Below are 24,353 nucleotides of genomic sequence, written 5' to 3'. Positions count from 1 at the left end.
TTTACCAAGGTTATAGGCTCGCATAAAGGTGATAGGGGAAAAAAGACTCACTTTCCCAAATAACAGGCTCGCTTTGAAGAGAAGGTCTCGCTTACCAAGGCTACAGGCTCGCTTTTAGGTGATAGAGTCTCGCTTCAAGGCAAAATGGACTCGCTTTTCCGATCTATTGGCTCGCTTTGAAGAGAAAGACTCGCATAGACTCACTATCTTTCAGCAGATTTTTTCTGTGACTTCGCCCATACCTGAGTCAAATGATCGGAGTATAGGGAAATTGCAAAATTCATCGAAAAATAAGTAAGAAAAAAGGTTGACGAATTCGTTAAAGGTGTATATGATAATCCTTATAGAAATAGTTGGTTTTAAAATGAATACACGTCTATGTACTGATCAGTCAACTGAAGGTACACCTTAATTCGAGGACCCAAGGGAGATTTTCCTTGATCCTACACAGAGAACATAACTAAGGGGGAAGTACTTTGAAGTTGAAGCAACCGTTTTTCGTTACATGGAGTGTATTTTTGTTATCTCTTCTTTTAGTCGGATGTGGAGCTGGATCAAGCGGGTCCACTAGCACGGGGGCTAGCAGTAACAGTAATGAAGCTGAAGCTAGCGGTGAAGAAGCAAGTGCAGATACTGAACAGAAGGAAAAGGTGTCTCTACTTAATGTGTCTTACGATCCGACGAGAGAATTATATGATCAATTTAATAAAGAATTTCAGACCTATTGGTTAGAAGAGCAAGGGCAGGAAGTGGAAATTAATCAGTCGCATGGAGGGTCTGGTTCACAAGGCCGTTCCGTACGGGATGGTTTGAAGGCAGATGTTGTCACACTGGCTCTTGCATATGATATAGACGCGGTTGCAGAAACGGGTATTATGAGCGAAGATTGGCAATCAGAGTTGCCAAACAATTCAACGCCTTATACATCAACCATCGTTTTCCTCGTCCGTGAAGGAAATCCGAAAGGCATTAACGATTGGGATGACCTTCTTAAAGAAGATGTTGGTATTATTACGCCAAACCCAAAAACGTCTGGTGGGGCAAGATGGAACTATCTAGCGGCTTGGGCGTATGCGACGCGTGCATTCGATGGCGATGAAGCGAAGGTTAAGGAGTATATTTCTAGCTTGTACCAAAATGTTGAGGTATTGGATTCAGGTGCACGTGGGTCAACGACCACCTTTGTTGAACGTGGCATTGGGGATGTGTTGCTCGCATGGGAAAACGAAGCCTTTCTTACTTTAAAAGAACTAGGAGATGACCAGTTTGACATCGTCGTCCCATCCATCAGCATTCTTGCAGAGCCTCCTGTGGCGGTCGTAGACAAAAATGCTGAAGAAAATGGCACAACAGAAGTGGCAACAGCCTATTTAGAATATTTATATACGGAAACAGGTCAACGTTTGGCAGCCGAAAATTTCTACCGTCCTAGAGATGAAGAGATTCTTAAAGAGTATGCGGATGTGTTTCCTGAGATCGATTTGATTACAGTCGATGAGGAGTTTGGTGGCTGGCAAAAGGCGCAGGAAAACCATTTTAATGACGGGGGCATTTACGACGAAATCTTCCAACCGAAGTAAAAGCGACGTTTTGCAAGAAAGAAGGTGTACGACACAATGGCAACAGCAGCTAGGCAAAAACGTTTACTTCCCGGGTATGGTTTAACACTTGGATACACGATCTTTTATTTAAGTGTCGTCGTGCTAATCCCGCTATCTATGGTGTTTTTATTAAGCTCAACAATGGGGTGGGCAGACTTTTGGGCGGCTGTGACAGAGCCGCGCGTGCTCGCCTCCTACCGTCTTAGCTTCAGTACGGCACTCATTGCAGGTCTGATCAACATTTTCTTTGGCGTTCTCATTGCTTGGGTGTTGGTGCGTTATTCATTTCCAGGGAGACGCCTCATCGATGCTTTGGTTGATTTGCCGTTTGCTTTACCAACCGCGGTGGCAGGCATTGCGCTTGCCACGTTATATATGCCAGAGGGCTGGATTGGGCAATTTTTTCCGTTTCGCATTGCCTATTCTCCAATCGGGATTACGATTGCGTTATTGTTTATCGGACTTCCGTTTATCGTACGTTCCGTGCAACCTGTGCTGCAGGCCTTTGATCAGGAGGTTGAGGAAGCCTCAGCGAGCTTGGGGGCAAGCCGATGGCAAACCTTTCGAAAAATTATTTTGCCAGAGCTGACGCCAGCCATACTCACAGGGTTTGCCCTCGCGTTTGCCAGAGGAGTCGGCGAATACGGATCGGTTATTTTTATCGCAGGAAACATGCCATTTGAAACGGAGATTTCTCCGTTGGTGATCATGACAAAGCTGGAACAATACGATTATGCGGGCGCAACGGCTGTTGCCGCAGTCATGCTTATGTTGTCGTTTGTCATTTTATTATTCATTAACGTGCTGCAATGGTGGACGCGCCGCCATGCAGCAGTATAGGGGGTGGAACAATGGCACAGCCCGTGTTTCCACAAGTAGCGCCCGCTAAAATGCTACGAAAATCAACCTCAGAACCGTCCTGGTTGAAGTGGACGCTGATTGGCATTTCGGGTATATTTCTCTCCCTCTTTTTGTTATTGCCGTTGCTCACAATCTTTTTACAGGCATTTTCGAAGGGGTGGGACGTTTATCTCGCTGCAGTGACAGAACCTGATGCTTTGTCAGCCATTCAATTAACGCTGACAGTGGCCCTAATTACCGTTCCGTTAAACACCCTGTTTGGTGTTGTCGCAGCCTGGGCGATTACAAAATTTTCGTTCAAAGGGAAGCAGCTTTTGCTTACATTAATTGATTTGCCGTTCGCCGTATCTCCAGTCATTGCGGGACTAATCTTCGTGCTTTTGTTTGGAGTCAATGGCGTCATGGGACCGTTCTTGGAAGCATACGATATACAAATTATCTTCGCGATTCCGGGAATTGTCATCGCCACCTTGTTTATTACCTTTCCGTTTGTGGCCCGTGAGTTAATACCGGTCATGCAGAGTTTGGGGACATCGGAAGAAGAAGCATCGCTCGTTTTAGGCGCGAAAGGCTGGAAAACCTTTTGGTATGTGACTCTACCGAATATTAAATGGGGTCTTCTGTACAGCGTCATTTTGTGTAATGCCAGAGCGATGGGTGAATTTGGCGCCGTCGCTGTAGTATCAGGGAAAATTCGAGGCATGACGAACACGATGCCACTGCATATCGACATTTTGTACAACGAGTACCAATTTGCCGCAGCGTTTGCCGTGGCCTCTCTAATGTCATTGTTGGCCATTATTACGCTGGTGATCAAAAAATTGATTGAATATAAAGCTGGTCTCACTCCTGGAATTTAAAATGCACTGAAAAACGCAGGCGGAATGAAAACGTTTGTCTTATCTAAGCGTGAAGCTTTGAGAGGGGCGGAGTTGCCATAAAGGCAATGAGCACCGGACAAAGCAAAACAACGAAAAAAGCGAGCGTTTCTCATCAAGAAATTTAGGCGGAATGAAAACGCTTGTCTTTTAAGGCGTGAAGCTTTGAGAGGAGCGGAGTTGCCATAAGGGCAATGAGCACCGGACAAAGCAAAACAACGAAAAAAGCTAGCCTAGCGTTTCTCATCAAGAAATTTAGGCGGAATGAAAACGCTTGTCTTTCGAGGCGCAAAGTCTTGGGAGGCGCAGAGTTGCCATAAGGGCAATGAGCACCGGACAAGACAAAGCAACAAAGAAAGCGAGCGTTTCTCATCCGCCTAAAAATAGAGGAGGACAAAATGAGCATTACTGTCGAAAAGATTTCCAAATCATTCGGCTCATTTCAAGCACTTCACGGCGTTGATTTGACCGTTCAGGAAGGCGAATTGCTCGCCTTGCTTGGTCCTTCTGGTTCGGGAAAGACTTCATTGCTTCGCATCATTGCTGGCTTGGAGCATAGTGATCAAGGCAGCATTTCGTTTCATGGTCAAGAGCAGACGAATACACATGTTAGTGCTCGAAATGTCGGTTTTGTGTTTCAGCACTATGCTCTTTTCCGCCATATGACGGTTGCCGAGAATGTCGCCTATGGCTTGAAGGTGCGCCCGAAAAAACAGCGTCCATCGAAAAATGCAATTAAGGAAAAGGTGGATGAACTGTTGGCCCTCATTAAGCTGGAAGGCTACGCCGATCGCTATCCTGCCCAACTGTCGGGTGGACAACGACAGCGTGTCGCGTTGGCAAGAGCGCTTGCCGTGGAGCCGTCTGTTTTGTTGCTAGATGAACCTTTTGGCGCTTTGGATGCCAAGGTACGTAAAGAGCTTCGGCTTTGGCTTCGTAATTTGCATCAAGAATTTAACACGACGAGTGTGTTCGTCACTCATGATCAAGAGGAAGCTTTTGATGTTGCGGACCGTGTCGCTATTATGAATGAAGGACGAATTATTCAACTCGGCCGACCCGATGAAGTGTACCATTCTCCGAATTCCCCGTTTGTGTTCGATTTTTTAGGGCGGGTTAATACATTTTCCGGACCAATTTCCGACCGTGGTGTCGAACATGGAAGCTTTGTTTTCCGAGATGAAGAGTCTGGAATAGGAGAAGGACAAAGAGGGATTGCTTATGTTCGGCCGCATCATTTTACCGTTACAAAAGAGTCTCGTGACAAGAGTATTCCGGGCATCATTCATCGATTGCATCGGGCAGGCCCACTTGTTTCAATAGAAATAAACCGTTTGGACGTTGCAAGCGACTACGTACAGGTTGAATTGACGGAGCTGCAAAGTAAATCGCTCCATTTGAGCGTTGGTGATACGATTTATTTGTATCCTGAGCAGTGTCGGGTGTTTTCTGTTGCGCAATAACCTCACTTTTTTAATCGGAATAAGTGGAGAAATAGTGTGGAGAAATCGATGTATGTAGGATGCGCCAGGTGAACGTGTCAGGCGCATCCTCTACAGATTACTAAACTGTGTAAGGGAGGCGGATGTCACAATGGCCAACAAAGCAATTGACCAGGAGTGGATTGAGCATATTTTAAAAGCCATTCACCAGATCGACTACGGAACCGTGCAAATTACACTACACGATGGACAGATTACACAAATCGAAAAAGCAGAGAAAGTACGATTGCCACTGCGCACTCAAGCAGAAATCCAATCGAAGAAATAAATTTGGGCAGTCAGGGATTCCGTTCCTGGCTGTCTTTTTGTCTGTGGTTGAAAATGAGTCGAGACGAATAGAAGTGATTGCTCTTTTCACAAATGCCATCAAAACAAAAAGGAAGACTGCCCAGTTTCTTTGGGCAGTCCTGTTTCATCATGTTAGCTGTTTAGATCCCTCCACTACCCTTCACGTCGTTTGAGCAGTGGGACTGTCTGCCAGTAAGTTCCACAACGCCACAGCCATTCGAGAGGTCCGTAGCGGAAAACCCGCAGCCAGAGATTGCTGACAACAATTTGAACGAGGACGACAAGCACACAAATCCAAACGGTGTGGCTGTACTGAATAACGGTGGTGTCTGAGAAAAACGTGGAGATAAATAACAATATGACGGTTTGTCCGACATAGTTGGTTAACGCCATTCGACCGAACGCTTGTAAAGGACGAAGTAGTGTTGTTTTTTGTGCAAGCAGGATCATTGTCGTCACATAAAATAGAGTAATGGCTTGTCCATACAAGAGCGCGTGGTGGATAAATGCGTTCGCAGCGGTTTGGTTCACCCCTATGTTTTCGCTGGAAATCGACATGGCTGGAAACCCTTGTGAAGGGGCTTGAATAAGCAAAACGACGATGACCACAATAGAGGCTACTGTACTTCCAAGCCAAAGATACACAATCGGTTTCCTAAGCTCTTGCAACCGTTCAAACACACGATATTGACCGACGGCAATCCCGAGCAAAAATAGAGGGAAGACCATTAAGATCTTAATGCCTAGAATACCTGCACCGATGAAGCCAGTAATGCCAAGCCAAAGATTCAATTGCTTTGGGAGATGATAAAACCAACAAAAGAGAAGCCCCGCAATCCCGTAGATAAACAATGCCTCGCCAGAATTATACATCTGATGAACAAAGCCGATGATTAGTAAAATGAAGAGACGTAACAGTATTAAGGTGTATTTTGATGATTCTTTGGCTTCTGCTCGTGACAGAAAAATGTAGATGCCTAAGCCGAACAAGAATGAAAAAATACTAAAGAAACGTCCTTCAACAAATACATATAAAGCGCGTTGCACCCAGATGTCCAAAGTGGTCTCTGGAATGGGTACGAACATATACCAAAGGAACAGTACATTGACAAAAGGCAAGCCGAGCAAGGCAAGTCCACGAATGAGATCAATGGAGTGAATTCGATCTGAGAGATTAGAGTTCAATTATATGTGCTCCTTTCATACCGTCACTAAAGTGACTGTCCCTCCATTTTTTAGAAGATGTCGTTATTATCGCAAAGAATGACCAATCTATCAATTTACTAGTATACGAATAAAGTGGGGTATGGTAAGCTTTTTTTATCAAACATCGGATGTTTGGAGGAATGACAATTGCAATTACAGCCGACAAGGAAAATCTCTTTAGTAGAGCAGGCAGCTTTGCAAATGGAACGGTTTATTGAACGAGGTCATTGGTCAGTCGGGGAAAAAATCCCGTCAGAATCTACGCTTTCACAGGAGCTTGGGATAAGTCGAAACACTTTGCGTGAGGCCGTACGTGCCCTTGTCCATACTGGTTTGCTCGAAGCCAAACCAGGCGATGGGACATATGTAAAGGCAACAAGCGTATTGGGCGTCGCATTGCAAAAACGTTTTGAAGAGGTTCCTAGAAAAGATGTCTTTGCTGCCAGGCATATGCTCGAACGTGAAAGCGCCCGCTACGCAGCGATGCACCGAACAGGGGAGCAGCTTCAGGAGCTCTACAAGTTCTTGAGGCTTCGCCGACAAGCGGACAAGCATGAAGACTTTGTCGCCTTTGATTTTGCTTTTCATAGACAAGTCACGCTGGCGTCTGGAAATGTGTTGTTTGTTGAGCTGTATGATCAGCTTGCCAACCATATCAGTAAATCCATTTCAGAAACAAGCATGGGAGACCACCCGTTATGCCATGATGAACACCAACAGCTTGTAGAGGCGATCGAAACAAAACAACCTGATCAAGCGGTTCGAGCAGTGGACGCATACATTCAGCAGATCAGCTAAAGGAAGCTATGCACTAGAAGGAGAATTCTGTAATGACACAGTCACCTAAGTATATTTTTCAATCAAAAACACAATTGTTCCTATTCATTGCGATCTTGTTGATGGCCGCTAATTTGCGCACACCTATTACTTCGGTCGGTCCGTTGCTTCATTCCATCCAAGAAGCACTTGGTCTGCCTACCAGTTTGGCGGGCGCCATCACATCGATTCCGTTAATGGCTTTCGCGCTATTCGCACCTACTGCTCCAAAGCTGGCTAAAACCCATGGCATCGAAAAAGTATTAACCTCTGCTCTAGCAGTTTTGTTGTTCGGTCTCTTGGTTCGACCTGCTGGAGAAATAGGTCTGCTTTTTATCGGTACGTTGTTTGTCGGTCTAGCGATCTCTTGTGGAAATGTTTTGTTGCCAGCTTTAATCAAGCGTGATTTTTCAAATCGGATTGGGCTTATGACTGGACTGTATGCTGTCGTAATGAACTCTTTCGCAGCACTTGGCTCAGGACTGGCCATTCCATTAGCAGAAACGTCTTTAGGCTGGAGAGGTTCTTTAGGTTTTTGGGCGTTGCTGGCGTTGACTAGCCTTTTATTCTGGCTTCCCGTATGGAGGGGGCAACGTAATGTCATAAAAAAGCAGGTCATCCCGAAGCAAAGGTCAAGCCGAATGCTTACGTCTTCCCTTGCGTGGCAGGTAACGATATTTATGGGATTGCAATCTGGACTTTATTACACGCTCATCACATGGCTTCCAGATATGCTGATGTTAAAGGGGATAGGGGAAGCAGAGGCGGGAGTGCTCGTCTCACTACAACAATTTGTCCTCATTCCATTTACTTTTTTAATTCCCCTTATCGCAGCGCGTTATAAAAGTCAGAGCTTTATGCTCGTGGTGAGTGCGTTCCTTTTTTTAGGAGGATTGGCTAGTTTATATTGGGGGTCCGGTCCATGGCTCTTCGTGGCTGTCATCTGTTTTGGTAGCGGAGGAGGCAGTGCTTTTAGTCTATCAATGATGTTGTTTACACTACGGACAAGGACGTCTGAAGAAGCAGCGGATCTTTCGGGAATGGCTCAATCGATCGGGTATCTGCTTGCGTCAACAGGCCCTATGCTGGCTGGTGTTCTTCATGAACGAACAGGCAGTTGGATGGTGCCATGGATATGTTTAGTTGGCGCAACATTGGCGTTGCTCGTATCAGGTGCACTTGCCGGAAGAAATCGATTTGTTTCGCCTCCTTAGAAAACAACGAGGGGTAAGGGACGTGATAAACGCTGGTCACTTCCTCGCTTTTTTTGCGTTTTATTTTAAGCGCGTCTGCATTCTCTAAAGGATTCATTTCTTGAAACTCCCAGTGTTTCTCCAGCCCAAAAAAGCATATCCGAAGGAAAGTGATAAGGAAAAGTAATGCTCCAACGAGCTTGATAATATCGACCATGGGTATTCAGCCTCCTGTGGTTTTTTCGTTGTAAGTCGTCGTGAAGACGGAATTCAATGAATAACGAATGATTAAAGCATTCTATTTTATCCTAGCGTACTTTTAATGGAAGAAAAAAGTATAAGTGTCTTTCAGGTCGATAAAAAACAAATGAATTGTATGGACTGGAAATATAAACCTCTGTACAATGAAAACAGAGCTGTACAAAAGGAGGGCCAAAGCAATGTCGACAATAAAAATAACCACCATAGGCACAGGATTTTTAGCCATGATGCTTGTTTGGACCTTTTACAATGCCTACATGCCTTTGGTCCTCAGCGAATATATTGACAGCAGTGCGTTACGAGGGGGCATTATGGGGTTGGATAACCTCATTGCTGTTTTTTTAATCCCCGTAATCGGAACCTGGTCAGACCGAATCAATGGACGGCACGGGCAGCGACTTCCTTTTCTTGCCGTGGGGATGCCATTAGCAGCTCTCTTTTTTATCCTTATCCCAATCGTATCCGAGACTTCCCTTTGGGTGTTGCTGTGCGTTGACGTGCTATTCTTACTGGCAATGACTATTTTTCGGGCGCCAGTGATTTCATTGATGCCAGATGAAACGCCGCCAGCCAAACGCTCGTCTGCCAATGGATTGATTAATTTAATGGGTGGCATCGGAGCGATGGGGGCATTGTTTGGGCTTTCACGGCTTTACACGGTGGACACGACGTTCCCTTTTCTAATCGCAGCTGGTGTGATGCTCCTTTCCTTTGCGTTGCTTTGGAAAACAATTAACCGCAAGCCACCTTATGCAAATGCTCAAGAGGAGCATGAAGAAACGAAGCCTCTTAGTGCATTGTTGGATGGCTTGAAGCATTTGCCGAAGAAATCGCTTCGAGGCCCGTTCCTTATCTTGTTAGCTATCTTTTGTTATTTTATCGGCTACTCAGGAATTGAAGCTCAGTTTACGACGTATGCTGTCGGGCATTTAGGGATGGACGCAGGCGCTGCCGGCACGACCCTTGGATTTTTTAGTTTGTCCTTTGTTCTCTTCGCACTCCCCGCAGGTCTGCTTGGAAACCGCTTCGGAAAGGTACGAATGATGCTGCTAGGATTAGGCTTCCTTGCTGTGTTTTTTATTGCGATGCCTTTTTTAACCTCCGTGACGGCTGTAAGAATTATTCTTTTTATCGCAGGCTTTGGTTGGGCATTGGTGAACGTACAGGCGTACCCTCTCGTAGCTGATTTAGGTGGGAAAGAGAACATCGGCTACTTTACAGGACTGTATTACTTTTTTTCCATGGCTTCGTCGCTTGTTGCGCCATTTATCGCAGGATTGTTTATGGATTTTCTCTCGTTGCAGGCATTGTTTTACGTGGCAGTGGCAAGCTTTCTAGTTGCCTTTGTGTTGCTCCGCCAAGGTACTAGAACGAATAAAGAATGGGCAGCCTAATCTAATCTAGGGTTTTATGTATCTTTAAGGTGTGTCATTATTGATCATAGAAACGCTTCGAGTGGGTGACAATCAATTGACTTAACATCATTTGTTGTTTTAAACAGGTGGTGTGGCTGATAGGCACATCAAGATGTGACTTGTTTGGAAAGATTAATCGTGTGTTCCGAGGGTCAATCTTGACGTAGTAAGGATTTGCACTTGCAAAGATCCAGAAGCAGTCTCGAAGCTCAAAACCAATGGTCGGATAGGCAAAAATGCTGTAGAGAGGATCAACAGCAATCGGCAGCTTCTTCTTGTTTGGGAAGGTAAACTTGCTGTAGCCAAGCCGCCCCTTAAAATTGGAGCCACCATAGAGGCATGCTTCTTTAATCAGTTGAAAAGGCGTCCTCTTTTGTAAGAACACCCCGTCCTCATCAAAAACAATCGATTGATAGGTTATATGATCATACGTGGCGATTGCATAGGTTCTTGGCGTCACTCCATAATCTTCATCGATCGACCATGGTTCAAATTCAATCATTAGCAGTCCTCCCTTAGTAATGATACAATTATTATCTTCTAAGGTACTATTTACCTAAATCTGATTTTTCAGTTAGTATATCAGAATTGATTCCCTCTTTGCATCCATTTTTTTGCATTTATCTCTTTTTCTTTTTATCGATCACGAGCAAGGTTCGGCGTGCCTATCTAAATGCTCTCGTTATCATGAACCTGTATGATGAGAATAGATGCGATCTCTATCAAATGCTATTTCCCAACAAAACGAATTCGAAATGTGAATTTCCCTCATGTATAATAGCATGAGTGAGCTTTAAAGATAGGAGTGTACATAGATGAGTGAAGCAGATCGGCAGTATAATCAACTTGTTCAGGAAGTGATAGAGCATGGTGTTTGGGACTACGGCACCGATGTTCGTACGAAATGGGAGTCAGACCTTGAGCCTGCATATACGAAAAGCATTATTGGCAAACAAATGCGTTTTACGAACGAGGAGCTTCCCATTCTCACAACGAAAAGCGTCGCATTTAAAACAGCGGTCAAAGAACTGCTTTGGATATGGCAACAAAAATCAAACCGCGTTCAAGATTTACGAGACATGAACGTGCGCATTTGGGACCAGTGGGAAATCAAAGAAGGTCCGTGGGAAGGCACGATTGGGGCGGCATACGGATATCAAATGGGTAAAAAGAACCGCCTTCTTCAAGGGCAGCTTGTCGATCAAGTTGATTATCTGCTCCATTCACTGAACGAAAGCCCGTCCTCCCGTAGACATATCACGATGTTATGGAATCCAGACGACCTTGATGACATGGCGTTAACTCCTTGTGTTTATGAGACACAATGGCATGTGAAACAGCAGACGCTACACTTGGAAGTCCGCTGTCGTTCCAATGATATGGGGCTCGGCAATCCGTTTAATGTCGTTCAATACAATGTGCTGCAACGAATGATGGCTCAAGTGCTCGGGTATAAACTAGGAGAGTACATCTTTACGATTGGCGATTGCCACGTGTACGATCGTCATATTGAACCTCTCCAAGAGCAGATCCAACGAGAAATGTTTGAGGCTCCACAATTATGGATCAACCCAGACGTTACCGATTTTTACGCCTTTACTCCCGATGATTTCAAGCTGATAGAGTATAAAAAGGGGGACAAGGTTCCGCTAGAGGTCGCGATTTAATGAATGTTAGTTGTAGCTGAAGTTAATTGAGCATTACAATCATCTTGAAACGATCAGATCCTCTTCTGGTCGTTTTTTGCGTTGATAACATCCCAATTTAGAGCATGTTCATAAAAAAGCTATATCTGGTACACTAGCATGTAAATCAGGAATCGGTAACGAGAAGACGAAGGAGTGATTCAATTGAAACAGGTTAGCGGGAAGTTCACATCAGCAAAAATCTTCACTGACAATGTCGATAAAACAGCGTTAGGGCAGATCCAAGAGTTGTGTGACCAATCGTTTGCTGAGGGCAGCACTGTTCGAATTATGCCGGATGTCCATGCCGGCAAAGGATGCACCATTGGAACGACGATGACCATTAAAGATAAAGTGGTTCCTAATCTGGTCGGCGTGGATATTGGTTGTGGGATTGTCGTCTGCGAACTAAACGTTGGGAGCAAGGAGATTGATTTTGCAGAGCTTGATCAAGTGATTCGTGAGAAGGTACCAAGTGGAAGCGACATTCGCGAAACCGTCAGTGACTATGCGCCACATTCTTTATTAAATGAATTAGACGCTATTATTGCTGGCTTTAGTAAAGATCGAGCTTTAAAAAGCCTTGGGACGCTCGGGAGTGGCAATCATTATATTGAAGTAGGAGAAGGCAATCAGGGGAAAGTGTTTTTATCCATCCATAGTGGCAGCCGTTCGGTGGGCTCGGCTGTAGCAAAACATCATCAGAATAAGGCGATTAGCTACCATGAATTTAATCCAAATGAGAAAGCAGATTTGATTGCCAGATTGAAGGCTGAAGGGCGCTATCAGGATATTCAAATTGAGCTGCAGAACGTTAAACCTAAAGTAATCAACAAGGATTTAGCGTATCTAGAAGGATCACACTTGGATGACTATCTCCACGATATGAAGATCGCCCAAGAATTTGCCGTTGCCAATCGATTTGTCATGGTGCAAGAAATTGTGAAAGCAATGGGATGGGCCATCGTAGATACGTTTGATTCCATCCATAACTACATTGACTTGGATCATATGATTCTCCGCAAAGGGGCAACGTCTGCTCAAAAGGGTGAACTTGCCGTCATTCCTTTAAATATGCGTGATGGCAGCCTGATTGTGAAAGGGAAAGGGAATGCCGACTGGAATTATTCTGCCCCTCATGGCGCTGGTCGTGTCATGAGCCGAACAAAAGCGAGAGCAAATGTTGATTTTGATGACTTTATAAAAACGATGGAAGGTGTCTTCTCAACATCTGTGACAAGAGCAACGATTGATGAAGCACCAGCGGCCTATAAACCGAAAGAAGAAATTATCGCGAACATTAAAGAGACAGTGGACATTGTGACGTTAGTAAAACCGTTGTACAACTTTAAAGGCGTTGAGACCGTTCCAGCTTATATGAAGAAGAAAAAAACTTAACTGCTATCCTAACCGAAGATCTCTATGATAAAAATTATAACTATTGATTAACATTGTAATACCCGGAACTTAAGTGCCATTCTGGATTTGTATGACCTCAACACATCCAATAACAATCGATTCGTGCCTCAAGCAGGTGACTCCAGCGAACCCGGCAAGCGGGCTTCTCCTGCATAGTGGCCGAGTGTTTCAATACACACCTCTTGGATTTAAATGCCTCACATGCTCTGCTGGCATCCAGCAGAGCATGTCTAGAGTGGGAAGGCTAATGGTCCGATTGAAACGTTTTTGGGGGTCAGAAATTCGAGTCGCTTAAGCAGGATATTGATGACTATATGTATTTCTACAATTAAGAACGGTTACAAAAGTGACTAAACGGTCTCGCCCCAATAGAATCTAAGAGCAAACCCGCTTAGCTTGCGTTTATTAATTACGCTGTCTTCTTGATATAGTTTAAATGCAAGGATCGGCTGATAATTTTCTGTGTAACTCTTTTTTTATCTCATTGTCAGTATTATTGATATTTGTACCACTTCCATTATCGCAGTTTTCATATATTCTTAAATTGTTGATATCCGATTCATTAAAATAGTAATTATGTTGTACTGTAGTCTGATTAGCATTAGAAACACAACTTGACACTGTTGCAATAATCAAAGTAGTGTTTGCAAGGATTGTCATTGCATTAGAGACATTTTTATTTTTAAGATGATGTGCCACTAAATTAAGCTTCATAAATACGAGGAGCTGAATAAAGACATTCTCTTTAGCATCTTCATACTCTTGGTCACTAATGATATCGTCTTCGTTAAGTTCTTCTTCATAAGCCTGTACTATTCGAGCTTCACGCTGAAACTCATCCCAATCGACCTGAGATAAAACCTCTCTAATAAATGACATATTGGGCATCATGTTTCTGATAGTGTCCATCATTTCAGAAATACTATCTAAGACTGGCTTCATTCCTTCAATCGTGGACTTATAAGACAGGGCTGTTGCTTCGATCATATCAAAAGTTGGTCTCATTGCCTCAAAAGCCTCTTTATAGAGATTTTCTGTTTCTATAAATCTAGATGACAAACTTTGAATGGCAGGTGCATATTTTTCTAAGTCTCTAATTTTAGCTTCGAATTCGGGATATGACTCGCCTAGTGAAATAGCTACTTTCATGTGGCGAATTTTATTGGGAACTGGACCAATTAATAGGTTTGCACTACGATATGAATTAGTCATACAACCACTCCTATATGCGAATTTATGTTCTTATGTAGGAGTATAATCGTCGCGTATAGGTATGTAAACCATCATGTTACATAATATGTAGTATTTGGTTCTGGAAGTTTTTTCTCGCACAGAAATATTTTGTGCAAGGCGTCGTGATTTCAGGAAGAAAAGGATAGACCATTCCTTCCGCGAAGTGACCAGGGATTGTCTCTGGTCATTTTTTATTTGTCACTTCGGAAACACTTCGTTTTTTTCACCATCAAACAATAAGCAAATGTAGACGATATAAAAGAGAGTTATTGGAGAGGCATTAGAACACTCTGTTGAACCAACTATTAGAGATTTAGTTAAACGATCACAAGACCTTTGAAGAAAAGCCTCTGCTCGACGTCCGCATAGAACGAACGGTTCACGAAGGTATATCATGGGGAGATTTCCAAAAAAAACAGCTTTTCATTATGCTGCATACATACAAATAGATCGATTTCGTTCAAGGGAGAGAGACGATGATAGACAGAAAACACTTGTGGGTAGGGCTCTTTTTTTTGCTTGCACTGGCTGTGGCCGTGCCTGTGGCGTCGGCAAAGGCTATCACCATTGAGCTGGACAACCAGCCAGTGACGTCAGATGTGTCGCCATATTTAACGAAGGAAGACGTCACGCTTGTACCATTGCGTGTGATTGGCGAAGAGCTTGGAGCAAAAGTAGGTTGGAATCAAGCGAACCAGAGAGTCACAATTGACAAGGGGTCGACGACAATGGTGTTGCACCATAAGAATCGTCAAGCCACATTAAATGGGACGTCTGTTACATTGGATGCGCCTGCTGAAGTAAGGGACGGCAGAATGATGGTCCCTCTGCGTTTTATTGGGGAAGCTTTTGGATTACAGGTCAATTGGCACCAAAATGCGCAGCTGATCACCCTGCTTACGGGTGCGGTTCCAGAACGCGAAATTGACGATAACGTTTCTGTGTCGACAGATATGCGAGGGGCATGGATCGCTACAATTAACGGCGATTGGCCTTCAAAGGCAGCGCAAGGAAACCCTGCTATGCAGAAACAGGAATTCACAACGATTTTAAACAGGTTGCAAGATATGGGCATTCAGGATGTGTTTGTTCAGGTCCGTGCTGAAAGTGACGCCATTTATCCATCGGCATATGCTCCTTGGAATAAAGTGCTTACAGGAACACAAGGGAAAAACCCCGGCTATGATCCACTTGACTTTATGATCTCAGAAACACATAAAAAAGGGATGAAGTTTCACGCTTGGTTTAATCCCTTTCGCGCGAGTGCAAGTGTCGGATCACAGCTTGCTTCTTCTCATGTAGCCAAGCAACACCCGGAATGGATTGTCTCTGCAAGTAACAAAATGTACATTAATCCTGGCATTCCAGCTGCGCGACAGCACATTATTCAAGCGATTAGTGAAGTTGTCAAAAACTACGATGTCGATGGCGTTCATCTTGATGATTATTTCTACCCTTCGCATGTACGGTTCAATGATGACGCGGCGAATGTATTGCATAATACGCGCAGTATGACGACAGCGGATTGGCGCCGTGATAATATCAATCAGTTTGTTAAGAACTTAGGGGAAAGCATTCACTCTATAAAGCCAGAAGTATCTTACGGAATTAGCCCGTTTGGTGTTTGGCGCAACCAAAGTGATGACCCTACAGGATCAGCGACTAGAGCAGGTGTACCAACGTATGACGCCATGTATGCTGATGTGCGGACATGGGTGAAAAACGAATGGATTGATTATGTGGCACCACAGCTCTATTGGAGTATTGGCTTCGAACCGGCAGCTTACGATGTGCTTGCTCAGTGGTGGGCCAATGAAGTGGAAGGCACGGATGTAAAACTTTATATCGGGCATGCCCCTTATAAGATCGGCACATCAGAAGCAGGATGGGGCTCAGCACAGCAAATTATTGATCAGTTAACTTACAATGAAAAGATCCCTGAAATTGATGGGTCCATTTTCTTTAGCTCGCAGTATTTAATGAACCCTTTTAACAGCATTGAAAGACTTTTAACTTCATATTATTAAGCATAAAGCCCAATAGAAATCCCAATGCGGATGTCTGTTGGGCTTTATCTATCAACCTCAAGAAACAGGAAGGTATGCTATGATATATGCATCATAAAGGAAAGGTTGGTCGTCTATGACTCAAAACAAACACTCTTTAGAGAATCACGTTGATGTTTCCTCATTTCGTACATCGGAGCATGGGATTGAAGATATTTTTCTGAATCGTTGGTCATCACGTTCGTATAGTTCGGAAACGATTTCTGATCGAGAACTTCATGCCGTTTTGGAAGCAGCCAATTGGGCACCATCCTCGAATAACATCCAGCCATGGCGTTTCTTTGTCGCGAAGGATGAGGAACAGCTGACATTGTATCGTAGTTTCCTACATGAGTTTAACCTATCTTGGGCAGGAAAAGCGCCTGTTTTGTTGCTCATCGCCTCTGATTCGCAGCGGGCGAATGGCAATCCGAATGGAGCTCATGCGTTTGATGCAGGTGCCGCTTGGGCGTACCTAGCCCTTCAGGCGTCCGCCTTAGGACTGGCTGCTCACGCAATGGGAGGCTTTGATCGAGACAAAGCGAAAAAGGAGTTAGGGTTGCCAGATAGTTATGAGCCTCATATCATCGTATCTCTAGGCTATCGGAGCCATAAGGAGGATTTGCCAGAAGCGTTGAGAGAACGTGAAGTGCCCAATACACGAAATCCATTGAGTGATGTGGTGACGTTCGGGCAGTATCATAAATAGATTCAATGAAGAGACGACCCACGGAGATCAACGTTCCGTGGGTGTTTTGTGTTGCTTCATCAATTGTGCAGATGTCTTTACACTTTCTTAAACTAACGTTGGTCTATTCTCCATAATTCACCTCTAAAATAAACAATATGTATATGAGGTGCGAGTCACAATTCTATTAAACTTGTTTGAGAGGGGCTAGACCATGGTAAAGAAGCCGACTGTTATTAAGTTTCTGATTGTTATGTTATTTTTATCAGCTATTCTTTCCCCAGCACCATCATTTGCAGCATTCTCAGAAATGCCTGCAACAGAGTATGGAGACATAATTGATGCACGAGAAATTGAACTTGCACCGGGAGCCATGTATTCGAGGGTCGATTTAATGGACAGCAATGGTCAACAGAACATACATATGGTCACCTTTGACCCGAAAAACCCGCAACTGGAGCTACGAGCAGGAAAAAAAGCAGGGAAAGTGTATGGAATGATGGGAGTTACTGAAATGGCTTCCCAGCATGACAGCCCTGGAAGCCGTGTCATTGCAGGGGTTAACGGTGATTTTTTTGATATCTCTGGACAAGCTACGGGCTTGCCAAACGGTTTGTTTATGGATCAAGGAAACATTTTGACGAGTCCAACAGGGTCCTTTGCTTTTGGTCTAAAAGAGGACGGGTCGTCGCTGTATGGCCGACCTGCTTTGCAGAGGTCGGTGACAATTGATGGAGAGAACGTTCCTCTTTCACACATCAATCGTTCCCGAGGCAATAACCAACTCGTTTTATATACAACAGATTATTTCACGTCTACCAAAACGAACAGTGAAGGCGACGAAATCATTCTTGATGTCTTAGAAGGAAGCGTTCAAAGCGGTCAAACGCTGATACTGCGTGTCAAGGATGTTCGAAAGTCACAGGGAGATACACCTTTGGAGGAAGGAACCGTTGTTCTATCTGCTTCAGGAACAGCGAAAGAAAGTGTGACCGATTTACAGATTGGCGATGAACTTTCAGCAAGCTTTCAATTTGATGGGGAATGGGCTGACGTTACGTTAGCCATTGGTGGAAATGGTCCTTTAATAAAGGATGGTGTTGCACAGGATACGGGATTTAATGCAGGCGTTCATCCAAGAACGGCGATTGGAACGAAGGCGGATGGATCGATTGTGCTTTTTGAAGTGGACGGACGCCAACCGGGAGTTAGTGAAGGCATGAGGACCACTGAGTTGGAACAGGCACTCTTGGACCATGAGGTCGTCGATGCGATGAATCTTGATGGGGGTGGTTCTTCCACATTTGTGGCACGTCTCCCAGGAACGAATGACATTCGTATGTTGAACCAAGGGTCCGATGGAGGCGAACGGAAAACAGGGAACGGCTTATTGTTAGTGAACACGGCTCCTGAACTGGAACAAGCAGAAAAGCTTGTCGTGACTCCAAATGCAGAACGTGTCTTGCAAGGTTCTCAATATACGTTTGAAGCCTTGGCAGTCGATGCGAATGGGCATCCAGCATCGATTGGGGAGAATGTGACATGGGATGTTGAGGAAGAAGCTGGGACAATAAACGCGGCTGGGACGTTTACGGCAGGAGACCAGCCTGGTTATGCAGATATTAATGTGAGTAACGGAGCGAGCAGCGGAAGCGCAGAGGTAGAGGTTGTGACAGCCATCGACGAACTGAAGCTCCCAAGTGAAAGTCGTTCGTTTAATCCTGGAACAGAAGTTCAATTGCAAGTGACTGCCTTGCGCGAAGGTCAAGTGATTCAAGCGACCAATGACCGCTTTAAATGGTCAATCGAAGGAGATATAGGGACCATTGATGAGAATGGTGTGTTCACTGCCGCAAACGGAAATGATCTTCGAGGAGAAATTGTTGTCAACTATGGAGACGTACAAACAACGATGGACGTGAGCATTGGACAAGCTCCGGTGATCATTGAGGATTTTGAAGAAGGCATTGATCAATACGTAGCGACAGGGGCGGAAGTTAACTCGATAGATGTAGAGGAAGAAACGAATCTAGATTATGTGCGCAATGGCTCTAAGTCTGCCAAGCTGAGCTATGATTTTATTGGGAAACCAGGGACGTCTGGTGTGTATTTAACACCACGGAGTAGTCATAGACCTATCCCAATCGAAGGATATCCGCAAAAAATCAGCATGTGGATTTATGGTGATGGCAATAAGCACTGGCTGAGGGCGCAAATGAAGGATGGAAATGGTGCGCCATTCCCCATTAACTTTACAGGCAGTGATGCAGAAGGAGGCGTTAACTGGACAGGCTGGCGTTATGTTGAAGCCGCAGTTCCAGCTGGCAAATCGCTCCCGCTGACTTTAGATTTGCCTGTCCGATTGATGGAAACGAGCGGGAACAAAAAAGATGCGGGAGCCATTTATGTTGATGATATTCGTGCGGTCTATGGTCCAACTACAGACGATGTCACTCCGCCAGTCATCAAACAGATCTCGCCAGCTGAGGATACTGTTATTTCCAATACAACACCGACCATTCAAGTCACTTCTGAAGATGAGGGATATGATCCCGAGAAGCATCCTGGGACCACCTTGATTGACCCAGACAGTATTCGTGTGTATATCGATGATGAACTGGTTGAGCATGGGTTTTACCCGCCAGATGGCACGATTTCGTATCAGCCATCGGCTCCATTAGCCGAGCGTCGTTATAAAGTAAAAGTAGCAGTAAGAGATCTGGAAGGAAACCAAACGATTAAGGAATGGTACTTTACCGTAAATATCGGTTCACCGTTTTATACGTATGAAACACCGGAGGCGACGTATGCCGGCCAAACCTACACGGTTGATATTACCGCGCAAAATGCGTCCAGTTTGAAGAGTGGCCAACTTGCATTCAACATCAATCCAGAAGCCATCAAATCGGTACGTGTGATTCGCGGTGAAAAACTTTCAGAAGAGCAGTTGGGCACGGAGATTCTTGAGAAGCAAGTTGAGTTGAGCTTTCAGAATCTTGATCAGTTAAACCTGACAGAAGCAGATCGATTAGCTCAAATCGAATACACCATAAGCAACACCTATCTTGGACCGTTTACGTTGGAACAAGCAGAAGGTGACATAGCAAAAGAACAAGTCATTGCCTTTGCGTCAGGATCCATCGTTTCTACGGAAGGGGACGGTGAGCCAATTGACTTTATTGGTCCTTCTCTGCGAACGCTTGTAAAACCAGATTTAAAACTATCGTGGGATCCGTATGCGACCATTATGGGAGAATCAACAGCCTTCACTATTGAGCAGGCAGAGGACGGGACAAAGCTTGCTGGGGCAAAGCTGTTGGTGAATGGGGAAGAGGTTGCTTCTGATGTATCAGATGAGGATGGTGTTCTGCGGACAGAAGCTGCAACACAGGAAGCAGGAACGTATCAGGTGCAAGCCGTTTTAAACAATGCGTATAGCCCATTAATGACATTTACTGTGTCTCCATACAGTGGTCAAGCAACACCGAAGAACATCAATGTAACGATGGGGAATGAACCAGAAACAGAGCGTCGCTTTGCTTGGCAGACGAGCCCTGAAACGAACGAAACCGTCGTAGAGTTCGTCAAGCAATCGGAGTTTACAAGCTTTGATGCTACGAATGTGAAGGTTGTTGAAGGGAGCAGTTCACTTTACACGACCTATCAAGACGGAACCTTGAGAATTCATAAAGCGGAATTAGCAGATCTTGAACCAGGAACAGCCTATGTATACCGTGTTGGGGATGGCGATCAGCTTGTCAGTGAGCAAGGCGTATTTAAAACAACGGAAGCGGCGGGCGATGAGACATCGTTTTTATTCCTCGGCGATTCGCAAGCTGGCTCAGCGGAAACCTTTGCCCTCTGGGGGAATACGCTTCAAGAAGCATTAGATTATATGCCAGAAGCTGAGTTTTTACTTCATGCAGGCGACATGATTGACAAAAGCTTTGAACAGAAGGAGTGGGACTGGTGGTTTAGTGCAGCTCAAGACCAGCTCATGGACACGACGCTTATCCCAATTGTCGGGAATCACGAAGTAAATGGAAGCAATGGGTATGGAGATTATCTAGCGCACTTTAACAATCCCGAAAACGGGGCGCCAGGCTTAAAAGGGACCAACTTTTCGTTCGACATCAAGGATACTCATGTTGTCGTACTGAATACAGAGGGTTCTGCTAACGATTATGAAAAGCAGGCAGAATGGCTCGACAACGATCTCGCGGCAAACGATAAAAAATGGACCATTATTGCTTTCCACCAAGGGCCGTATGGCAGCACCTATGCGAATGAAAGGGTGCAGTCGATGTGGGTGCCGATTTTTGATAAGCATGAGGTAGACCTTGTATTGACAGGACATGATCACCTTTACCTTCGCACCTATCCGATGAACGGTGGCGAAATCGTTCAAGAAGGGGAAGGAACACGATACGTAATTGGAGGCTCATCTGGTCCGAAGTTTTATGGCTTGACGGAAAAGAACTATCAGGAATATGTGTACGCAAAGGAGAAGCAAATCTTTTCAGCAATCCACATTCAAGGAGATACGCTCACATTGACAGCCAAGGCCGTAGATGGTGAAGACGTCGATCAATTCTCCATTACAAAAGGAGAGGAAAGCGGGGACCCACAAGTCACTATAACGCCTTCGAGCGCAACGATTGAGGTGGGTGAATCAGTACAATTAGAAGCCTCAGTAACGCCTGAAACCGATCCAGCACCTGAATTTAATTGGTCAATTGTCAGTTCTTCATCAGACGACGTGGCGACAGTCTCTGAAAGTGGACTCGTCAAGGGAATGAAAGCTGGTGAAGTGACGGTTCGGGCAACGAGCAAGGAGGACGAAAATGCCTTTGCTGAAAGCAAGATCACGGTCGTGGAAAGACAAACTGGTGACATTGTCTCGATAGAAGTAAAAGGGGAGACAGAGCTTGAACCAAACAGCACGGATCAAGTGATTGTCGAAGCCACTTATGAATCAGGTGAACGGATGAAAGTGACAGAGGGAGTGTCCTTCGTAAGCTCAGACACCGAGGTGGCTACGATCGACGAGAACGGTCTTGTCCAAGCCATTCAAGAGGGCGAAACCGATATTGCTGTTGAATACGAAGGGCTTCAAGACTCTTATCGCCTCTCTATTGTGTCTGAAGAAAGCCCTGACCCAGAAGAAACAGGAATCAAGATGCACGGACCAACGCTGTTAAATGTTGGTGATACCGCAGACATCCGTGTGAAAGTGATGTATGACAATGGCACTTCCGAGGAAGTTACGGAAAATGTACTTTACGAAAGTGGAGATGAAGCAATTGCTACCGTCAGTGAGACAGGAGAAGTCACTGCATTGACTGAAGGAGAAACTGAACTCACTGTTACGTATGAAGACTTTGAGGAAGCCATCCACCTTATCGTTTCGACAGATGCAGAAACGATACTGACAGGCATTGAATTGGAAGGACGCCAAACCTTGCAGGTTGGTGAGACAGCGGAGCTAGTGGTCTCTGGCTTATACAGCAACGGTGATATTGAAGAAGTGACGGACGATCTTGCCCTTGCCAGTTCTGACGCAGACATTGTTGAAGTAACCCCAGATGGAACAATGACGGCATTGCGTGAAGGAACTGCCACCATCTCTGTAAGCTATCAAGAGTTTGACGCCGAGCTCGAGGTGAACGTCAAAGGTGCTGAAGAAGAAGTCGTCATTGAACGTATTGAGTTGACAGGTTTACCTTCCACAATGGAGGTAGGCGAAACAGCCGCAGCTCAAGTAACGGCTCTATACAGTGATGGATCTACTGCGTCTGTTCTTGATGAAACAACATTCGAAAGCAGTTCTTCAGATATTGTTTCAATCTCACCGGAAGGCATTGTAACGGCGAATACAGAAGGACAGGCGATTATTTCTGCCATGTTTGAGGAGCAAATGGTTCAGCATGAGATAGTCGTATGGAGAGACGAACTGCCAGAGCCCCCAGAAGAAAATGAACCTGGAAGACCGGATGACGAAGACGAAGACGAAGATGATCGAGATGACGATGATCGGGAAAATGACGATCAAACTGAAGTAGAGGAAGACAGTTCAGATGAGGCCATTGATGAAGAAGATGGGGATCAACCACAGTCTACAAGACCTGGACAAGTCAATGTAAACGAGGAAATGTTTAGTAATCGCACAGACAATGAGCTGGTCGTTACGAGTGAAGGGACATTAGAAGAAGTCCTTATTCCGTCATCACTTCTTGAGGATCTAACAAAGACGACAGTAATTATAGAAGCAGATGGTGCAACGATATCGATTCCGCCAGCGGTCTTCGCTCAGCTTAGCCTTGATGTAAACGAGGAAGCGACCGTGATCCTTTTAATACAGGAGCTGGCTAAAGAGGTAGTCTCCGAAAACCGTATTGCAATCGAAGGAGAAACAGGTGCACAAATCGTTCAGGCTGGATCGATTGAAGTAGCTGTAGGCATCCAATTGTCTTCAGGCGCAACTTCGTCAATTGGAACCTTCCCTGAACCACTGATCATAGAAATTCCAGTAGCGGAGGGGCTTGATGCCAAATTGACTGGACTCTATGAAGTTGGTAACAATGAATCGCTTGTGTACACAGGCGGACAGATAAGTGAAGGAACATTAACCGCAAACATTCAACATCCAGGGAGTTACAGCGTCCTAGAGTATACAAAGTCCTTTGCTGACGTGAACGAAGCGCATTGGGCGCATGATATGCTTCAACAGATGGTAGCGAAGCAATTTGTTGAAGGGGTGTCCATGGATCGCTTTCAGCCAGAAGACCAAGTGACGCGTGCAGAATTTACAACAATGATCGTTCGCTTCTTGGATCTTAAAGGCAATGAAACAACAGTCTTTACTGATGTTTCAGCCGACGAATGGTTTGCTAACGATGTGGCCCTGGCATATAATGCAGGTCTTGTGAATGGCGTCGGCAAAGATCACTTTATGCCACATGAAGAAATGACAAGACAAGAAATGGTAGCGGTGCTTATGCGTGCCTATACACTCAGTCATGGCACGAGCCTTCAAACAGAGAATACTTCGCAGTTCAACGATATCGCCTCATCTCCTGCATGGGCTAAGGAGGCAATTGAGAAAGCAGAAGCGCTCGGTTTGGTGCAAGGTCAGTCAGAAAATCAATTTAACCCTTTAGACCAAGGAACCCGCGCAGAAAGTGCTCAGCTTATTTTAAATATGTATGAGTTGTTAAACCAACGGTAATAGAGAATGTGGACTGTCCTAATAGTGATCAAGG

General features: G+C 44.9%; 16 protein-coding genes. 13 read left to right on the top strand and 3 right to left on the bottom strand.

Features of this window, described 5'->3' with window-relative positions:
• The first annotated feature begins 482 nt into the window (after window positions 1-482).
• The 5 genes from EV213_RS01530 (at window position 483) to EV213_RS01510 (ending at window position 5,110) form a co-directional block, all read left to right on the top strand.
• Window positions 483-1,580: a sulfate ABC transporter substrate-binding protein gene (locus tag EV213_RS01530; RefSeq protein ID WP_424923013.1), complete on the top strand. Its 1,098-nt coding sequence runs from the start codon at window positions 483-485 to the stop codon at window positions 1,578-1,580.
• A gap of 36 nt (window positions 1,581-1,616) precedes the next feature.
• Entirely contained in the window at window positions 1,617-2,441 is an 825-nt protein-coding gene (gene cysT / locus EV213_RS01525) for a sulfate ABC transporter permease subunit CysT (protein ID WP_133578707.1), read from the top strand.
• Window positions 2,442-2,491: 50 nt separating this feature from the next.
• Entirely contained in the window at window positions 2,492-3,322 is an 831-nt protein-coding gene (cysW, locus tag EV213_RS01520; protein WP_424923012.1) for a sulfate ABC transporter permease subunit CysW, read from the top strand.
• Between the two features lie 416 nt (window positions 3,323-3,738).
• Window positions 3,739-4,803 carry a sulfate/molybdate ABC transporter ATP-binding protein gene (locus EV213_RS01515; RefSeq protein WP_133578705.1) on the top strand — a complete coding sequence of 355 codons (1,065 nt, stop codon included), beginning with the start codon at window positions 3,739-3,741 and terminating at the stop codon, window positions 4,801-4,803.
• Between the two features lie 130 nt (window positions 4,804-4,933).
• Window positions 4,934-5,110 (top strand): YezD family protein, encoded by a 177-nt coding sequence (locus EV213_RS01510; RefSeq protein WP_133578704.1) that lies wholly within the window; start codon window positions 4,934-4,936, stop codon window positions 5,108-5,110.
• Window positions 5,111-5,283: 173 nt separating this feature from the next.
• Here the strand turns inward: EV213_RS01510 and EV213_RS01505 are convergent, their stop codons facing one another.
• On the bottom strand, window positions 5,284-6,315 hold the full coding sequence (locus EV213_RS01505) for a DUF418 domain-containing protein (RefSeq protein WP_133578703.1): 1,032 nt from the start codon (window positions 6,313-6,315) through the stop codon (window positions 5,284-5,286).
• 168 nt (window positions 6,316-6,483) lie between these two features.
• Between EV213_RS01505 and EV213_RS01500 the strand changes: the two genes are divergently transcribed.
• The 3 genes from EV213_RS01500 (at window position 6,484) to EV213_RS01490 (ending at window position 10,000) form a co-directional block, all read left to right on the top strand.
• On the top strand, window positions 6,484-7,134 hold the full coding sequence (locus EV213_RS01500; protein ID WP_133578702.1) for a FadR/GntR family transcriptional regulator: 651 nt from the start codon (window positions 6,484-6,486) through the stop codon (window positions 7,132-7,134).
• A 32-nt stretch (window positions 7,135-7,166) separates the two neighbouring features.
• On the top strand, window positions 7,167-8,366 hold the full coding sequence (locus tag EV213_RS01495) for a CynX/NimT family MFS transporter (RefSeq protein ID WP_133578701.1): 1,200 nt from the start codon (window positions 7,167-7,169) through the stop codon (window positions 8,364-8,366).
• A 419-nt stretch (window positions 8,367-8,785) separates the two neighbouring features.
• Window positions 8,786-10,000, top strand: a complete 1,215-nt coding sequence (locus tag EV213_RS01490; protein ID WP_243739945.1) for an MFS transporter — start codon at window positions 8,786-8,788, stop codon at window positions 9,998-10,000.
• 37 nt (window positions 10,001-10,037) lie between these two features.
• Here EV213_RS01490 and EV213_RS01485 read toward each other — a convergent pair whose 3' ends face one another.
• Entirely contained in the window at window positions 10,038-10,523 is a 486-nt protein-coding gene (locus EV213_RS01485) for a competence protein ComK (protein WP_133578699.1), read from the bottom strand.
• Window positions 10,524-10,836: 313 nt separating this feature from the next.
• On the opposite strand from EV213_RS01485, the gene thyA reads away from it, so the two are divergent.
• A complete protein-coding gene (gene thyA / locus EV213_RS01480) occupies window positions 10,837-11,688 on the top strand; it encodes a thymidylate synthase (RefSeq protein ID WP_133578698.1) in 852 nt (283 codons plus the stop codon).
• Window positions 11,689-11,871: 183 nt separating this feature from the next.
• Window positions 11,872-13,104, top strand: a complete 1,233-nt coding sequence (locus EV213_RS01475) for an RtcB family protein (protein WP_133578697.1) — start codon at window positions 11,872-11,874, stop codon at window positions 13,102-13,104.
• Between the two features lie 453 nt (window positions 13,105-13,557).
• Here EV213_RS01475 and EV213_RS01470 read toward each other — a convergent pair whose 3' ends face one another.
• Window positions 13,558-14,337: a hypothetical protein gene (locus EV213_RS01470; RefSeq protein ID WP_133578696.1), complete on the bottom strand. Its 780-nt coding sequence runs from the start codon at window positions 14,335-14,337 to the stop codon at window positions 13,558-13,560.
• A 497-nt stretch (window positions 14,338-14,834) separates the two neighbouring features.
• Between EV213_RS01470 and EV213_RS01465 the strand changes: the two genes are divergently transcribed.
• The 3 genes from EV213_RS01465 to EV213_RS01455 all read left to right on the top strand — a co-directional run bounded on the left by EV213_RS01465 (window position 14,835) and on the right by EV213_RS01455 (window position 24,319).
• Window positions 14,835-16,385 (top strand): family 10 glycosylhydrolase, encoded by a 1,551-nt coding sequence (locus EV213_RS01465; protein ID WP_133578695.1) that lies wholly within the window; start codon window positions 14,835-14,837, stop codon window positions 16,383-16,385.
• 115 nt (window positions 16,386-16,500) lie between these two features.
• Entirely contained in the window at window positions 16,501-17,112 is a 612-nt protein-coding gene (locus tag EV213_RS01460; protein WP_133578694.1) for a nitroreductase family protein, read from the top strand.
• A gap of 193 nt (window positions 17,113-17,305) precedes the next feature.
• Window positions 17,306-24,319: an Ig-like domain-containing protein gene (locus tag EV213_RS01455; RefSeq protein WP_133578693.1), complete on the top strand. Its 7,014-nt coding sequence runs from the start codon at window positions 17,306-17,308 to the stop codon at window positions 24,317-24,319.
• The last annotated feature ends 34 nt before the right edge of the window (window positions 24,320-24,353 follow it).

The sequence above is a fragment of the Aureibacillus halotolerans genome, assembly GCF_004363045.1.
In the GTDB taxonomy this organism is placed as follows: Bacteria; Bacillota; Bacilli; order Bacillales; family DSM-28697; genus Aureibacillus; species Aureibacillus halotolerans.
This window is presented reverse-complemented; position numbering and strand designations above follow the sequence as displayed.

What these genes read in the sequence shown, in the direction of transcription:
- EV213_RS01470 (WP_133578696.1), bottom strand. Translation starts at nt 14,337, where the DNA reads ATGACTAATTCATATCGTAGTGCAAACCTATTAATTGGTCCAGTTCCC.
- EV213_RS01510 (WP_133578704.1), top strand. Translation starts at nt 4,934, where the DNA reads ATGGCCAACAAAGCAATTGACCAGGAGTGGATTGAGCATATTTTAAAA.
- EV213_RS01495 (WP_133578701.1), top strand. Translation starts at nt 7,167, where the DNA reads ATGACACAGTCACCTAAGTATATTTTTCAATCAAAAACACAATTGTTC.
- thyA (WP_133578698.1), top strand. Translation starts at nt 10,837, where the DNA reads ATGAGTGAAGCAGATCGGCAGTATAATCAACTTGTTCAGGAAGTGATA.
- EV213_RS01460 (WP_133578694.1), top strand. Translation starts at nt 16,501, where the DNA reads ATGACTCAAAACAAACACTCTTTAGAGAATCACGTTGATGTTTCCTCA.
- EV213_RS01455 (WP_133578693.1), top strand. Translation starts at nt 17,306, where the DNA reads ATGGTAAAGAAGCCGACTGTTATTAAGTTTCTGATTGTTATGTTATTT.
- EV213_RS01515 (WP_133578705.1), top strand. Translation starts at nt 3,739, where the DNA reads ATGAGCATTACTGTCGAAAAGATTTCCAAATCATTCGGCTCATTTCAA.
- cysW (WP_424923012.1), top strand. Translation starts at nt 2,492, where the DNA reads ATGCTACGAAAATCAACCTCAGAACCGTCCTGGTTGAAGTGGACGCTG.
- EV213_RS01490 (WP_243739945.1), top strand. Translation starts at nt 8,786, where the DNA reads ATGTCGACAATAAAAATAACCACCATAGGCACAGGATTTTTAGCCATG.
- EV213_RS01465 (WP_133578695.1), top strand. Translation starts at nt 14,835, where the DNA reads ATGATAGACAGAAAACACTTGTGGGTAGGGCTCTTTTTTTTGCTTGCA.
- EV213_RS01485 (WP_133578699.1), bottom strand. Translation starts at nt 10,523, where the DNA reads ATGATTGAATTTGAACCATGGTCGATCGATGAAGATTATGGAGTGACG.
- cysT (WP_133578707.1), top strand. Translation starts at nt 1,617, where the DNA reads ATGGCAACAGCAGCTAGGCAAAAACGTTTACTTCCCGGGTATGGTTTA.